The following is a 15,118-nucleotide window of genomic DNA, read 5'->3' as shown; positions in this document are numbered from 1 at the left end:
CAAAGGGAAGTCGTCCTTCATATGTTAGCGCAAGTCCCGTGGCAGCGGCGGGTTGCCTAGAATATCGCTGAATCGCTGCCAGCGCGTGGCCATGTCCGCATCGCCCGCCTCTACCGCCGCACCGACGATTTCCTGTCCCAGGCCGTAATTTATCACGTAGCTGCGATAGGTATCCATGAAGCGAAGGCTCTGCTCGGCACGCTCACGGCTCAGAAGACGGTAGCGCATGGAAGCCTCGATCGTCTCCTCGCGGGTCATGGTGCCGTCGAGATAGCCGGCCGCAATCGTGTAGTACGCGCCAGAGAGGTCGTCCAAGGCTTCGCGCAGTTCGTAATACTGCTCGATATCGCTGGCATCGATCCCCGCCAGCGGGGCGAGCACGTCACGCTCGTATTCCATCTGGCTGTCGCCCGGAAAGGCCAGTTTCACACCGTATTCGGCGCTTCCTTCGGCAATGATCGCAAGGGGGGAATAGAGCGGCAGCAGGGTGAATTCGATCTGGCCCAGTGCGTTCACCCGGTCGCGCTCGATCAAGGTCGAATAGACGTGGTGTCCCGGATAGGCTTCGTGACAGCCGACATCCACCGCGCGGTCCAGCCGCGTGGGAAGGTCGGTGTTCACCTCGATCACCGAATGGTAGTCGCCCTGGTAGTAGTTGTACCCGCCCCACGGCTTGTCGGTGACCAGGGAAAGGTCGAAGCTTTCCCCTTCGGGCAACGCGATATGCGGAATGGTTCGGCGGCGGCATTCGTCCACCGCGGCATCGATCACCGCGCGGAGGCGATCGTTGGGAATGACGAAACGATCCTGGTAGGCATTGAGGCGCTCGTTCAGCGGACCGTCCGCCGGATCGCCCGGCACGAGTTCCTCGATCCGCGCCAGCACGGGATCGAGCGGGGAAAGGTCGATCAGTTCGGGGCGCACGCCGAACAGACCTTCGGCTTCGTCCTGGAAGGGGATCTTCTCGCCGCGCAGCATCCTCAGCCGCACCTTGGCCGAGTTGAGCATGGCGCGCAGGTAACGCACCCTCTCGGCCTCCACGGTGCCGGGTTCGGTTTCGACCAGCCGCAGCGTGGCATCCAGCGCCGTGACGCGCGCCTGCAATTCGGCAAGCGTCGTCTGCCCGTCGCGCGCCGCTGCCCGCTCGGCCAGTTCGGGCGGTCCGTAGTAGGCATCGACATAGCCGGGGTCTTTCTCCCCGATGGCCAGTTGCAGGGCGAGGTAGTCGCGCGCCAGCACGTCGAGCGCAGGCGGCTGGATGCCGGGCACGGTGGAACAGGAGCTGAGCGCGAGCGCGCTGGCAGCGGCGAGGAAGAGGCGGTTCACGCGGACACTCCGGCCAGCTCCATCGCCTCGTCCACAGCCTTCTTCGCCGCTACGGAGCACGGCGCGATGGGGAGGCGGGTGTCGGGCGCGAACCAGTCGAACAGCTTGCTCAGCGCATACTTGGCCGGTGCGGGCGAGGCGTCGGCGAACATCGCCCGGTGCAGCGGATACAGCCGCTCGTTCAGTTCGCGCGCGGTGGCGAAATCGCCCCTGGCGGCAGCGGCGTGGAAGTCGGCGCACAGCTTTGGCGCGACGTTGGCGGTCACCGAGATGCAGCCAACCTGCCCCAGCGCGTAGCCTGCCAGCACCAGCGGATCGTCGCCCGACAGCTGGCAGAAATCCGGCCCTGCACCCATGCGGTGAGTGACCACGCGGGAAAGGTCGCCGCTCGCGTCCTTGATCGCCACGATCTTCTCGGGAAAGCGCCGGTGCAGTTCGATCACCGTTTCGGGCGCGATGTCGGTCACCGTACGCCCGGGCACGTTGTAGAGCACGATGGGCAGTTCGGCCCGCTCCGCCAGGTAGCTGAAGTGGGCCAGCAGCCCTTCCTGGCTGGGACGGTTGTAATAGGGCGCCACCAGCAGCAGCGCGTCTGCGCCTGCCGCCTGGGCTTCCCTGATATGCCACAGCGCGGTTTGCGTATCGTTCGACCCTGCACCGGCGATCACCGGCACGCGGCCCTTCGCCACGTCTGCGCAGACCGCGATGACCTTGTGATGCTCGTCGTTGTCCAGCGTGGCGCTTTCGCCGGTCGTGCCGCATGGCACCAGTCCGGTCGATCCGCTTTCGATCTGCCAGTCGATGAATCGGCGATAGGCCTGCTCGTCGAAATGCTCGCCTGCAAAGGGCGTTGCCAGCGCCGGTATCGATCCTGAGAACATTTTTCGCCTCTCATGCGTTGGTGTGACACGATAAACCGAGGGAAATCCGCGAGAAAACCGCATGGTTTCCCGATAGCCTTACCCGTTCGGAGGGATTATGTATTCAGCGCCTGATAAGGATGCGCCCCATATAATGTCCAGCATGGTTCGATTGCCCTTTATAGCCCTCGTCGCGGCCCTCGCCGCTCCTGCCCTCACCTCCACCGGCGCGCTGGCGCAGGATGCGAGCGAATGGGACCGCAACCGCGCCCAGCTCGTCGCCCAGCAGCCCGGGCCGATGGCGGCCGAGATCGCCCGCTGGGAGCGCCTGTGGGAAGACCGGCAGGCCCAGCGGCCTTTCAACGAATACGCCAGCTTCCTGCTCGCCAATCCCGGTTTCCCCGACGAGACGACGCTGCGCGCCCGCGCCGAACAGCGCCTGCGCGAGGAGTTCGTCGAACCCGGCCAGGTCCTGCGCTTCTTCGAGAACCAGGAACCCGTCACCAACTACGCCAAGGCGCACTATGCCCTGGCGCTGATGGGCCAGGATCGCGCCGCTTCCGAGCGCTGGGCGCTGGATGCCTGGCGCGGCGGCGAGATGAGCCCCACGGCAGAGGCCGCGCTCTTCTCGATGTACGGCAGCGACCTGACCCAGGCCGATCACGACGCACGGATGAATGCGCTGCTGTGGCAGCGTGACGCCGAAGGCGCGGCCCGGCAGCTGGACCGCGTATCGCCGAACAAGCGCCGCATATTCGCCGCACGCCTTGCCATCCTGCAGGGCGGCGACGGGGCGACCGATGCTGCCGGCGCAATGGCCGATCCCGGCTATCTCTACAACCGCAGCCGCGAGCTGCGCCAGGAAGGCCGCGCCTCGCAGGCCGTGCGCAATATCGTCGACGGGCCGGAGCTTGCCTCCATCCCCTTCGACCAGACCGCCTGGATCACCGAACTGCTGGAAGTCGCCCGTGTCGCCAACACACGCGATTCCGTCAAAGTGGCGGAGCGCGCGATCGAGGCGTTCGAGCCGGGCTATGACATCTCCGGCGGCGAATATCGCCTGCGCGACGACTACACCTCGCTGATGTGGCTGGGTGGCACCAATGCCCTGTGGCAGCTGGGCGACGGCGCCAGCGCCGCACCGCTGTTCTACCAGTACGGCGCAGCGGCACGCACGCCGCAGACCCGCTCCAAGGGATTCTTCTGGGCAGCCGAGGCCTATCGCCAGGCCGGCAACGTTGCCGAGGCGGAGCGGCACTACGAATTGGCCGCCCAGTATGCCGACAAGTTCTATGGCTTGCTGGCTCTCGACCGCCTGGGCCGCGACGTTCCCTCTTTCGATGCGGATCCCGATGGCGAGCCGACCCTGGCCGAACGTCAGGAATTCCTCGCCGCGCCCATCACGCGCGCGGTGGCCGAAGTGGCCCGCGATGCACCGTGGAGCACCGGCATCCGGTTCTACCGCTCCATCGCCGACCAGGCCGAAACCGTTGGCGAGCACGTGCTGGTCGCAGACCTTGCGCGCGAAATCGGGCGCCGCGACCTGGCCGTGAACCTGGCGGACGCCGCCATGGCCGACGGGCACGAGGGCTTCACCCGCATCGGCTATCCCACGCTGGATACGCCGGCAGGCACCAACTGGACGATGATCCACGCCATCGCGCGGCAGGAGAGCCAGTTTGCCGAAAACGCGATCAGCCACGCCGGCGCGCGCGGCCTGATGCAGTTCATGCCCGCAACCGCGCGCGAGGAAGCGCGCCGGGCACGTGTGGAATTTTCCGCCAGCCGTCTGATCGACGACCCCGACTACGCGATGCAGCTGGGTTCGAACCACATCGAACGGCTGATTTCCTACTACGATGGCAGCTATCCGCTGGCCATCGCCGCCTACAACGCCGGACCGGGGAACGTGAACCGCTGGCTGCGCGAGAACGGCGATCCGCGAACCGGTCAGGTGGACTGGCTGCGCTGGATCGAGGAAATCGGATATTTCGAGACGAAGAACTACGTCCAGCGCGTGATCGAGAACGCTGCGGTCTACGAGCATCTCTATCCCGACCGCGCCAGTGCGGTGCGCCCGCGCCACGTGGGGGATTTCCTTCGCTAGACGCGCAGGCGGCCTTGCGGCTCAGCCCCGCAAGGCCCTAACGCCGGGTCATGAGGCAAAGGCTCGTCTATATCGCCGGGGCAGGACACAGCGGCTCCACGCTGCTGGAAATGTTCGTCAGCGGTGCGCCCGCTCATGTCGGGCTTGGCGAGGTCTTCCAGCTGGTCGACTGGCGCAACCCCATCATCGACAACCTCGACGGCCACAGGTGCTCGTGTGGAGAGCCTGTGGCGCAGTGTCCGTACTGGTCGCCGGTCATCGCCGCCCTGCGCGACATTCCGCGTGACGACGAGGCCGTGCGCTACCGCGCAATAGGCGATGGCTTCCGGCAGCACTTCGGCGACGATGCAGTGATGCTCGACAGTTCCAAGACGGCCGAGGGCCTTGGCGCAGCAGTCGCCAGCGAAGCCTTCGACATCCGCGTGCTTCACCTGGCGCGCGACGTGCGCAGCTGGCTGGTTTCGCAGCAGAAGTCCTACGTCCGCAACGGCGTTGCGACCTGGAGCGCCAATCGCAGGCGAGACGGATTCGTGAAAGGCACGGCAAAGTTCGTCGCGCGCATGCCCCTGGTGGATGCCCGGCGCTGGCAATCGGCCAACAGCGCGGTAGAAAGGATCGTGGCCGAAACCGCCCTCCCCTCGCTGCCGGTGAGTTACGAGCGGCTCTGCTTCGATACCGATGCCGTCAGGCGAGAGATCGAGAGCTTTCTCGGCACCGAAATCGCAAGCTACGGCGACGGTGCGGCGCGCGCCGACAACCATTCCATATTCGGCAACCGCATGCGGTTCGAGCCGGAGAAGCTGCGCGAAATCCGTTACGACAACGGCTGGATGCGCGACAATACGTGGCTGCTGCCGTGGACGATGCTGCCATCGTTGCGCCGCCAGAATGCGCGCCTGCAACGGCGGGGGAGCGAGCGATGAGCACCGACAGGACCAATCCGATCACGCCCGCGGGCCTCTCCGCCTTGAAAGCACGCTACGACCACCTGCTGGGCACTGAACGGCCGGAAATCGTGGAAATCGTCAACTGGGCCGCCGGCAACGGCGACCGGTCGGAGAACGGCGACTACATCTACGGCCGCAAGCGCATGCGCGAGATCGACCGTGAACTGGCGTTCCTCGCCAAGGTGATGAAGCACGCGAAGGTGGTCGACCCGTCGCAGCAGCCAGACCGCACCCGCGTATTCTTCGGCGCGACCGTGATCATCGCCGACGAGGATGACGAGGAGCGCACCGTGACCATCGTCGGTGACAAGGAGCAGGACGCGAGCGAAGGCCGCATCGGCTGGTCCAGCCCCATCGCGCGGGCACTTCGCGGGGCGCAGGTGGGTGATCTTCGCACCGTTCGCCTGCCCGGCGGCGAGAAGGAATGGGAAGTCATGGCGATCACCTATCCCGCTGCGTGATCTTTTTTCACCCAGGGCCGTAGCTCAGCCCGAAAAGTAAAGGGGCGCGCACGGCCAGGCCATGCGCGCCCCTGATTGTCTCCGGCAAACCCGGACTATTCTGCGGCTTGCGCCTCATCGTCCTCGCCCTCGTCGTTCCCGGTATCGAACAGCGAGGGGGTGCCGTCTTCGTCGGACAGTTCAGGCATCACGTCGGCATGGCCGTTGGCCGCGCCTTCGACCAGCTTGCCGAGCGAACTGCCGTCGAGTCCGAGCTCCTTCATCAACCCGTCGAGCACCGGGGCCTGCGCCCGGTAGGCGAGCGCGGCGGCCACGGCATCGTTTGCCAGGTTGCCGCTGCCACCACCGGCGCCCGAGCCGTTCGTCGTTCCCGGCGCGCCGGACCTCTGAGTGAGGCCGTCGACCTGGACGATCTTGATCGAGTCGATCGCCTCCATGGGCTTCGCGCTTTCGCGGATGACTTCCGGCAGCACTTTCAGCAGGGCCAGCTTGGTCTGCAGGCTGATCTGCTCCATCGACAGGATGTTCGCGGCTTCGTTCACGGCGCGCTGGCCGGCGGCTTCCACCTCGAACTTCACGCGGTCGGCTTCGGCACGCAGCTTGGTGGCGTCGGCCTCACCCTTGGCCGCCATGCGTGCGGCTTCGGCGCGGTTGGTCGCCGCGTCCTTGTCGGCTTCGGCATCGACGCGGATCTTGATCGCGTCGCGCTCGGCCTGCTTGGCGGCCTCGATCAGTTCGATCTTCTTCTGACGCTCGGCGATCTCGCTCTCGCGGGCCGTAGCCACCTGTTCCTCGGCGGCGACCGCCTTGGCACGCGCGGCGTCGGCTTCCGCCTTGGCCTGGCTTTCCTCGCGGGACTTGTTCTGCACCGCGATCTGCTGTTCCTGGCGGGCGATTTCGAGCGCGCGCACCTGGTCGATGCGGGCCTCTTCCACCAGCCTGTCGGCCTCGATCTGCTGCGCGTCGACAAGCTTCTTCGCCTCGATCCGAGCGGCGTCGGCCTCCCGCTGGCGTTCTGCCTGCTGGCTGGCGATCTCGGACATCTGCGCGGCGCGACGCACCTCGACCTCACGCTCCTGCTCCAGGCGCGCGTACTCGGTGTCGCGGCTGATCTCGAAGCTCTTCTGCGCCGCCTCGAGGTTCTTCGTCTCCATCTGCACGCGAGTGTCCTGCTCGATGTCGTTGCGCAGCTTCTTGCGCGCCTCGATCTGCTCGGTCAGCTTGGTGAGACCCTCCGCGTCGAAGGCGTTGTTGGCGTTGAAGTGCTCGATGCTGGTCTGGTCGAGACCGGTCAGCGAGACCGATTCAAGCTCCAGGCCGTTCATGGCGAGGTCGTTGGACGAGACCTGCTGCACCTTCTGCACGAAGTCGGCACGCTGTTCGTGCAGTTCGTTCATGGTCATGCCCGCCGCGACGGAGCGCAGCGCGTCGACGAACTTGCCCTCGACAAGGTCCTTCAGCATTTCCGGCTGCATCGTGCGCTGGCCCAGCGTCTGCGCGGCCATGGCGATGGCTTCGCTGTCGGGCTTCACGCGAACGTAGAACTCCGCCTTCACGTCGATGCGCAGGCGGTCGAGCGTGATGAGCGCCTCGCCATCGCGGCGCACCACGCTGAGGACCAGCGTGTTCATGTTGACGGGCATCGTTTCATGGAAGATCGGGAACACCAGCGCGCCCCCGTTCATCACCACCTTCTCGCCGCCCACGCCGGTTCGCACGAAGGCAATTTCCTTCGATGCGCGGCGATACATCTTCAGCAGGAAGATGATGATGACGAAGACGACAATCGCCCCTCCCAGCAGGGTGACGAAGCCGAGATCCAGTAAACCTTCCATTTCTTCTCCTATCGTTCTCTATGTTCTCAGGACATCGGCGCCAGCTTGCGCTCGGCCAGGGGCACTCCGAAGAAGACCTGCCCCTCGCGGCGCACGAGCAATACCTCGTCCCCCTCGTGAATGGTGCTCGCATCCTCATGTGGCTCGAGCATTACGTAATGCGCGTGGCCGTATCGGTCGCGCACCTTCGTTCGTGCCGGAGAGCCTCGCTCGGCCCTTCCGGTGGTGATGGTTCCGCGCCGCCCGACAAGGCTGGATAGCCCCACGGCGCTGGTTTCGTCCTGCGGCAGCAGGCGGCCAAGCGGACGTGTGATCAACGCCGTTGCGGGCAGGCTTGCCCCTCCCGAAAACAGCGCGGCCAGCCACGGATAGAGCGGCGATCCGGCAAGATCGGCGGCAAACATCTGGATGCCCATGCCGATCACGGTGAACAGCAGCAGGAAGACCATCAGCCATACCATCAGCGGCACGCGGCCCAGGCCCAGCAAGGTCAGCAGCGCGCCGCCAATTCCGGCGGACGGCGCCTCCACGGCGTCGGCATCGAAATCGGCCGCATCGAGGTCAATCTCGAGTTCGGCGTCGCCGCCGAAATCGAAATCGCCGAGGCCGATCAATTGCAGAACCAGGGCAAGCACCATCAGCCCGAAAGCGATGGCAAATGGCAAGTTGTAATCGGCAAGCAGGCTCATCGTAACGCGCACCTCCCGGCGCAGCGCCGAGGGCGTCCTTTCCTTGTTCGGGCCAATTTTTCCGGTGTCCCATCCCGCCTTGTTCATATGCCGGAAAGGTAGGCAAAATGCCAGAAAAACACGACGAAGCGAGTTCGATTTTGACTGCGGCGACAGGTGGATTAAGGGAGGGTGCCATGCGCTCCCTTCTACCCATTTTGCTGCTCGTCCTCGCCGCGCCCCTGGCCGCGAAGGACAGCCTGGGCGTCTACGGCCAGTGGGGCGCGTTCCGCGATGCCGAGGTTCCCCGTTGCTATGCCATCGCCGCGGCGGAGGAGAGCCGCAACCGCCGCGATTTCCGGCCCTATGCCAGCGTGGGCACCTGGCCGCGCCGACAGGTGCGCGGGCAGATCCACTTTCGCCTGAGCCGCGAACTGTCCTCGAGGCCGCGCGTGCGCCTCGCCATCGGTGGCCAGCGGTTCGATCTGGCGGCAGGCGGCAGTGATGCCTGGGCCGCCGATGCAGCGGGGGACGCAGCCATTCTGGGCGCGATACGCTCCGCCAGTCGCATGAGCATCACCGCGACCGACGCATCCGGCAATCGCTTCACGGATCGCTATTCGCTGGAAGGCGCGGCAACGGCGATGGATGCGGCGCAGGTAGGCTGCGCACAGCTGCGCTAGGCACGAAAAAAGGGCCGGAAGGATTGCTCCTCCCGGCCCCCTGGTGTCGTCGGGTTTCAGATCTTAGAAACGATAACCGAAACCGATGGCGACCTGGTGACGATCGAGGTCGGCATCGAAGCGGTCGCTTTCGCCGGTGTCGTCGTCGAAGAAGTCGTCATCGTTGAAGTCGAATTCGCCTTCCGAGTAGTTGGAATAGCGGTATTCCAGCTTCACGAAGGTGTTCTCGCTCATGGCGTATTCGGCACCCGCGCCTACGCGCCAGCCGTCGAGGTCGAGATCGGTCTCGAGAGCGGTGGTGCCATCGTCCGCCAGCAGATTGTAGCGGGCGTTGGTGTAGCCACCCTTCACATAAAGCAGGGTGTTCGGGTTGGCGAGAACGCCGGCACGCGCACCGACATAGATGTCGCGTCCGGTCTCGAATTCGCCGGCGATACCGAGGTTCTCCAGGTCGCCGTCGACCACCTCGGTCTTGGCGTTGGAATCGGTCAGCTCCGCTTCGGCACCCAGCACCAGGCCGCCAACGGCGACATCGTAGCCGAGGCCCACGCCGTACATGAAGCCGTCGATCGACTCGTCGTCCTCGTCGTTGAGGTCGTTGTCGACGTCGGAACCGGCCTTGCTGATGTCATAACCGGCGATGCCTTCGATACGGGGGCCGGTGAAGGCGGAATTGTCCTGCGCTGCGGCCGGAACGGCGAGAGCCGTGGCCGATGCCGAGGCGAGAATGAGTGCGATACCCTTTTTCATTTAAGTCTCCATTCTTTTATCCTGCACGGTTTTCATCCGCGCATGGACAGCCAGAATGGTGCGGTGGGGCATCCAGTTTCATGAACGCTGCACAACAACGAAACTGTTGTTTTTTAGCAACAAATTTGCTCGACAAGGCGTTGTTGCTGATCGACAAACGGCAGGAACCAATTGCGAGAACGCGTTGCTTGCGCAGTCCGATCACGGTCCGGCGCAATCCTCGCCCGTATCGACGCCATATTGGAAGGTTTCAGCGGTTCGTCGCCGGTGATGCTCTTCTTGCCGACTTCGCGTTTCTCCGCTCGCCGCGCGGTCTGATCGGCGCCCGCTTCCCAAATGCCGCACTTGCTCCTATATGCGCGGCTCCCATGGCCGATACGACCTTGATGAGCATTCCCGGGCAAGTGGACCCGGTCCCCGTCGCGCGTGACATCACGCCGCGCGATGACGGGCGCGTGGACCTGATCGGCCTGCCGAAGAAGGACATCACCGCCCTCTTCGAAGGTGCCGGACTGGACAAGCGCCAGGCCAAGCTGCGCGGCAAGCAGGTGTTTCACTGGATCTACCACCGCGGCGTGACCGATTTCGAGGCGATGACCGACATCGCCAAGACCATGCGCCCGTGGCTGACGGAGCATTTCGTGATCGGCCGTCCTGACGTCGTGGAGGCGCAGCATTCCACCGACGGCACGCGCAAGTGGCTGTTGAAGACCACTGACGGGCACGAGTTCGAGATGGTTTTCATTCCGGACGCCGACCGGGGCACGCTGTGCGTGTCCAGCCAGGTGGGCTGCACCCTCAACTGTCGCTTCTGCCACACCGGCACGATGCGCCTGGTACGCAACCTGACCCCCGGTGAGATCGTCGGCCAGGTGATGCTGGCGCGCGATTCCCTTGGCGAATGGCCCAAGGGTCGGATGGACGAGCTCGGCGAGGAAAGCGAAAGCGCCTATACCGCCGATGGCCGCCTGCTCACCAACATCGTGATGATGGGCATGGGTGAACCGCTCTACAATTTCGACAACGTGCGCGATGCGCTGCAACTGGTGATGGATGGCGACGGACTGGCCCTGTCAAAGCGCCGCATCACGCTTTCCACCAGCGGCGTGGTGCCCGCCATGGCGCGCTGCGGCGAGGAGATCGGCGTCAACCTGGCCGTCTCGCTGCATGCCGTTTCCAAGGAAGTGCGCGACGAGATCGTGCCGATCAACAAGAAGTACGGGCTGGAGGAACTGTTGCAGGCCTGCGCCGACTATCCCGGTGCCAGCAACGCGCGGCGCATCACGTTCGAATACGTGATGCTGAAGGACAAGAACGACAGCGACGAGGACGCTCGCGAGCTCGTCCGCCTGCTGAAGGCCTACAAGCTGCCTGCGAAGGTGAACCTGATCCCGTTCAACCCCTGGCCCGGCGCTGTCTACGAATGCTCGACGCCGGAACGGATCAAGCGCTTTTCCGATATCGTGTTCGAAGGCGGCATTTCCGCCCCCGTGCGCACGCCGCGCGGCCGCGATATCGATGCCGCCTGCGGCCAGCTGAAGACCTCGGCCGAGAAGAAGAGCCGCGCCGAGCGCGACCGCGAGGAAGCGGAAGCGGCGGCTCAGGCGGGCTGAGCACGCATGGCAGGGCGCTCGCCATAGGTGAGCGTGCGCCACAGCCATTCCATCGGCCCGAAGCGATAGCGACCCAGCCACCAGTGGCTGATGCCAATCTGCAAGGCGAAGAAGCCGAAGCACAGGGCCAGGACCGCCTTCGGCTCGATCTGCCCGCTCAGGGCCAGACCGCCGTGGAAACCGTAAAGTATCGCGCCGATAAAGACCCCCTGCACGAGATAGTTGGTCAGCGCCATGCGCCCGACGGGAGCAAACATCGCGGCGATCTTTCCGAACCGGGCCGAGTGGTACAGCAGGATCATCCCCGTCACATAGCCAAGGTCCAGGATGGGCACGCCGACGACGTGCAGCGTATCGGCAACCCACGGCGGAGCCACCTCGCCATCTTCCAGCATGACCCGCAGGGTTTCCATCGCCAGACCCAAAGGCAGGGCGATGATGCATATCCGGCGCATCTGCGGCAGGAGCTCTCCCGAGCGCTGGATCCAGCCGCGCCGCGCCACATAGGCTCCGACGAGAAATCGCCCCAGAGCATAGAGAATCCACGCGACGATGAGGCCGTTGGCGATCCAGTCGTAATAAACCAGAGATGCAGTCACCTCGACCCAGTCGAAATAGGATCCGTTGATGTAGGCATCCTGCCGGACAGCGATGGCAGCCTCTCCGAAGGCCAGCTTGTCGGCCGGCTCGACGATGCCGAGCCAATCCGTCACGTGCTGGATGATCGGCTTGCCAAGCAATGCGAGTCCAAGGCCCCAGATCAGCATCGCCCTTGCCGAAAGCCCGCGAAGGGCGAACAGGATGAACCCGGTGATGGCGTACAGGTTGAGGATGTCCCACGGCCAGATCAGCAAAAGGTTGATAAGGCCGAAGCATAGAAGCACGGCCAGACGGCGCTGATAGATCCGCGCAAACTGCGCCCCGCGTGACTCCAGCCGCTGCATCTGGACCCAGAAACCGAGGCCGAAGAGGAAGGCGAAAAGGGTGTTTGCCTTGTCCGAAACGAAGACTTCTGTGAAGGCTATCGCTGCCGCGTTCACCGGGTCGGAAAGGAAGCCTTCGGTCTGGTCCGGCAGAGACGTGTTCTCGCCGAAGGATCAGAACACGAAATTGGCGATCAGCACGCCCAGCAGCGCAAATCCCCGCAGTACGTCGAGCTCACCCATGCGTTCGCTGGACGTGACCGGTGCAGCGCCGCTCGCTTCAATCGACATATTCAAATACCCCCAGGCGGAATTGCTACCCCTACTTGCACACCCTTGGAAGGGCGCGTTAGCATCCGACTGAAATGGCTGACGAAGCGACTCTCGACTTCTACAATCGTGAAGCTCCCAGCTACACGATGAGCTTCGCGCAAGGCCCGTCGCGACATCTCGACCCCTTCCTCGACCGACTCGAGCCCCGTGCCCACATCCTGGAACTGGGCTGTGGCGGCGGCAGGGATGCCGAACGCATGTTAGAGCGCGGCTTCAGTGTCGACATGACGGATGGCTCGTCCGGCATGGCGAAGAAGGCACATGAGCGGACCGGGCAGGAGGTTCGCCTGCTGCGCTTCGAGGAACTCGCGGCGGTCGAAGCCTACGACGCGGTCTGGGCGCATGCCTCGCTCCACCACCAGCCTCTGGCCGGACTTGGCGAAGTGCTGGCACGCATTCATCGCGCCACCCGACCCGGCGGAAAGTTCTTCGCCAATTACAAGCTGGGCGACGGCGACGATCGCGACAGGTTCGGACGGTTGTACAATTTCTCGCCGCGCCAGCACCTGCTCGATCTCTACGGCGAAGCCGGCTGGCACGTGGACAAGGTGGAGGATTACCGCGCCGGCGGCCTCGACAAGGTAGAGCGCGACTGGATCGCGATCACGGCTCGGAAACCGGACTAGTCGGCGAGGAAATTGCCGGGCCGGGAAAGGCCGAAGTCAAGTATGCCGCGCGATATTGAGTGCGTTCCAACCACGTTCCGCCTCCATTCGTCGCAATCTGCAAATCTGCATTTTCCGTTCAGCTTCGGTATCACTTGCATGAACGAAAAGAGGTTCTGACACCAGAGCGATGTCGAATCGGAAAGGTAAACGCCATGAACAAGACACTTCTCGCAATTGCCGCAGCCTCGCTGGCCATCCCCGCCGCGCCTGCAATGGCGCAGGGCGGGCCGCCGCCCTGGGCTCCTGCGCACGGCTATCGCGATAACGATCGCCACGACCGTTACGACCGCCATGATCGCTATGACCGCTATGACCGCTACGACGTTCGCTATGACGATGACCGTTACGAGCGTCGCCGCTACCGTGACGATCGCCGTCACCGCGTTTACGACGACCGCGGTCGCTACTACGAGCCGCGCCGCGTGCGCCGTGGAGACCGCGTGTGGCAGGGCCGTGATGGCCGCTACTACTGCGAACGCGACAACGGCACGACCGGCCTGATCATCGGTGCCGCCGGTGGCGCACTCGTCGGTCGCACGATCGACACCCGCGGCGACCGCACCGTCGGCACGCTGCTTGGTGCCGCCCTTGGTGCCGTGCTTGGCCGCGAAATCGACCGTGGCGAGGCGCGCTGCCGCTAAGCGTAAGCGCCACCTCTCCTGAGTCCCCGCAAGGCGCCGCCGCTCTCGTCCCCGGAGCGGCGGCGCTCTTCGTTTCAGCCACCCATACCGGTCGTCCACAGGATCACCTGCCCGGCGATCGTAAGCACGCAGAAGGCGAGGCCCATGATCGGCACCGCCTTCCAGAGGTTGGGCACATCGTCCGGCTGGCTGCGATTCTTGAGCCGCCAGAGCGCGGCATTGACCATCGCGAAGACGATCAGGATGGCGAGGCTGGTTCCGCTGGCCAGGGTTCCCAGCGGAATGAACAGCGCCAGGGCCAGCACGATGCCGGTCGTGATCAAGGTCGCAATGACGGGCGTGTCGGTCTTTTCGTGAACCCGCCCCATCCAGCGCGGCATTCCGCTGCGGTGGTCGCGGCCCATGTCCATGAGCAACCGGCTGGCGGCGACGACCTGCGTCAGCGCGCCGTTGACGATGACCAGCAGGCTGGCGATCACCAGCACCATCTGCAGCGTGCCCGGCGTCTGCACGGCGGCGTAGACAAGCGGCGCATCGGCCTGCGCGATGGCCGCGATATCGTCCTGCCCTCCCAGCGCCGCGGCGATGGCGATGTAGAATGCGAAGACGATGAGGATCGTGATAACGATTCCGCGTGGAAGATTCTTCCTCGGTTCATCGAGTTCTTCCGCAGTCTGCGCCATGTCGCCGAACCCGATGAAGGAATAGATGGCCAGGAAGGCCCCGGCGAGGATGCCCGTCCACGCCCCTGCTCCGGCAAAGGCGTCCCCGCTCGCCAGCCTGGCGGGCCAGGCCATCAGGCCGTCGCGCGTCAGCCAGAGTATGGCAAGCAAGGTGACAAGGCCGAGCGAGGTGGTGATCGTCATGAACCAGGCGCTCTGCTTCATGCCTGCTATCGAGATGCCGCCGACCAGCCCCACGATGCCGAGAGTGGCGATCCAGTGCGGAACTTCGATGAAACTGGCGAGATAGCTGACGAAGCCTGTGGCAATCGTGGCACCCGAAACGATGTTCGCCACGATCAGCATGATCCCGGCTGCCGAAGGGAGCTTGTGCCGGCTGCCGAAGGCCTCCTCGACATAGTCGATTGCGCCGCCTGCGGTAGGAATGCGCGCCCCGATCTCGGCGAAGGACAATGCGGTGAAAACCGCCACCAGTCCGGCGACGGCGTAGGCCAGGGGCGCTCCCGGGCCAGCCTTGCCCATGACTTCGCCGATCACCACGAAAATTCCTGCGCCCAGGATCGTACCGGCCCCGTAGAACACGAGATTGCCAAGTCCCATCGACCGCTCGAGCGCCATGA

At 64.6% G+C, this 15,118-nt stretch carries 15 protein-coding genes; 7 read left to right on the top strand and 8 right to left on the bottom strand.

The window, feature by feature from the left end; translation table 11 throughout:
* Positions 1 to 24: 24 nt before the first annotated feature.
* Both AAA989_RS13025 and dapA read right to left on the bottom strand, forming a co-directional pair.
* Positions 25 to 1,326 carry a hypothetical protein gene (locus tag AAA989_RS13025; RefSeq protein ID WP_338244241.1) on the bottom strand — a complete coding sequence of 434 codons (1,302 nt, stop codon included), beginning with the start codon at positions 1,324 to 1,326 and terminating at the stop codon, positions 25 to 27.
* Positions 1,323 to 2,207, bottom strand: coding sequence for a 4-hydroxy-tetrahydrodipicolinate synthase (gene dapA, locus AAA989_RS13020; RefSeq protein ID WP_338244239.1), 885 nt, complete (start codon positions 2,205 to 2,207; stop codon positions 1,323 to 1,325). Before dapA ends, AAA989_RS13025 begins: the two co-directional genes overlap by 4 nt.
* Before the next feature lie 133 nt (positions 2,208 to 2,340).
* Between dapA and AAA989_RS13015 the strand changes: the two genes are divergently transcribed.
* Genes AAA989_RS13015 through greB form a run of 3 tightly spaced genes read left to right on the top strand, consistent with a single transcriptional unit; the run spans position 2,341 to position 5,701 of the window.
* The gene (locus tag AAA989_RS13015; protein WP_338244236.1) at positions 2,341 to 4,293 is read left to right on the top strand and encodes a lytic transglycosylase domain-containing protein; all 1,953 of its coding nucleotides are present in this window, start codon (positions 2,341 to 2,343) and stop codon (positions 4,291 to 4,293) included.
* A gap of 50 nt (positions 4,294 to 4,343) precedes the next feature.
* Positions 4,344 to 5,216, top strand: a complete 873-nt coding sequence (locus AAA989_RS13010) for a hypothetical protein (protein ID WP_338244234.1) — start codon at positions 4,344 to 4,346, stop codon at positions 5,214 to 5,216.
* Positions 5,213 to 5,701, top strand: coding sequence for a transcription elongation factor GreB (gene greB, locus AAA989_RS13005; RefSeq protein ID WP_338244232.1), 489 nt, complete (start codon positions 5,213 to 5,215; stop codon positions 5,699 to 5,701). The genes AAA989_RS13010 and greB overlap by 4 nt, the downstream gene beginning before the upstream one ends.
* Positions 5,702 to 5,796: 95 nt before the next feature.
* Here the strand turns inward: greB and AAA989_RS13000 are convergent, their stop codons facing one another.
* Together AAA989_RS13000 and AAA989_RS12995 are read right to left on the bottom strand one after the other, a co-directional pair.
* A complete protein-coding gene (locus tag AAA989_RS13000; RefSeq protein ID WP_338244230.1) occupies positions 5,797 to 7,536 on the bottom strand; it encodes a flotillin family protein in 1,740 nt (579 codons plus the stop codon).
* A gap of 26 nt (positions 7,537 to 7,562) precedes the next feature.
* On the bottom strand, positions 7,563 to 8,225 hold the full coding sequence (locus AAA989_RS12995; protein ID WP_338244228.1) for an OB-fold-containig protein: 663 nt from the start codon (positions 8,223 to 8,225) through the stop codon (positions 7,563 to 7,565).
* Positions 8,226 to 8,401: 176 nt separating this feature from the next.
* On the opposite strand from AAA989_RS12995, the gene AAA989_RS12990 reads away from it, so the two are divergent.
* A complete protein-coding gene (locus AAA989_RS12990; RefSeq protein WP_338244227.1) occupies positions 8,402 to 8,887 on the top strand; it encodes a hypothetical protein in 486 nt (161 codons plus the stop codon).
* A gap of 63 nt (positions 8,888 to 8,950) precedes the next feature.
* On the opposite strand, the gene AAA989_RS12985 is transcribed toward AAA989_RS12990, so the two are convergent.
* A complete protein-coding gene (locus tag AAA989_RS12985; protein WP_338244225.1) occupies positions 8,951 to 9,637 on the bottom strand; it encodes an outer membrane protein in 687 nt (228 codons plus the stop codon).
* 368 nt (positions 9,638 to 10,005) lie between these two features.
* On the opposite strand from AAA989_RS12985, the gene rlmN reads away from it, so the two are divergent.
* Positions 10,006 to 11,250, top strand: coding sequence for a dual-specificity RNA methyltransferase RlmN (gene rlmN, locus AAA989_RS12980; RefSeq protein WP_338244223.1), 1,245 nt, complete (start codon positions 10,006 to 10,008; stop codon positions 11,248 to 11,250).
* Here rlmN and AAA989_RS12975 read toward each other — a convergent pair.
* Positions 11,238 to 12,290, bottom strand: a complete 1,053-nt coding sequence (locus AAA989_RS12975) for a DUF418 domain-containing protein (RefSeq protein WP_338244221.1) — start codon at positions 12,288 to 12,290, stop codon at positions 11,238 to 11,240. The genes rlmN and AAA989_RS12975 overlap by 13 nt on opposite strands.
* A 57-nt stretch (positions 12,291 to 12,347) precedes the next feature.
* Entirely contained in the window at positions 12,348 to 12,470 is a 123-nt protein-coding gene (locus AAA989_RS12970; protein ID WP_338244219.1) for a hypothetical protein, read from the bottom strand.
* A gap of 68 nt (positions 12,471 to 12,538) precedes the next feature.
* Between AAA989_RS12970 and AAA989_RS12965 the strand changes: the two genes are divergently transcribed.
* Positions 12,539 to 13,132 (top strand): class I SAM-dependent methyltransferase, encoded by a 594-nt coding sequence (locus AAA989_RS12965; protein WP_338244218.1) that lies wholly within the window; start codon positions 12,539 to 12,541, stop codon positions 13,130 to 13,132.
* Between the two features lie 194 nt (positions 13,133 to 13,326).
* Entirely contained in the window at positions 13,327 to 13,815 is a 489-nt protein-coding gene (locus AAA989_RS12960; RefSeq protein WP_338244215.1) for a glycine zipper 2TM domain-containing protein, read from the top strand.
* 74 nt (positions 13,816 to 13,889) lie between these two features.
* Here the strand turns inward: AAA989_RS12960 and AAA989_RS12955 are convergent, their stop codons facing one another.
* A complete protein-coding gene (locus tag AAA989_RS12955; protein WP_338244214.1) occupies positions 13,890 to 15,116 on the bottom strand; it encodes an APC family permease in 1,227 nt (408 codons plus the stop codon).
* Between the last annotated feature and the right edge of the window lie 2 nt (positions 15,117 to 15,118).

The organism is Aurantiacibacter hainanensis (genome assembly GCF_036321025.1).
In the GTDB taxonomy this organism is placed as follows: domain Bacteria; phylum Pseudomonadota; class Alphaproteobacteria; order Sphingomonadales; family Sphingomonadaceae; genus Alteraurantiacibacter; species Alteraurantiacibacter hainanensis.
The sequence above is the reverse complement of the archived record's forward strand: the minus strand, read 5'-3'. Positions and strand labels throughout refer to the sequence as shown.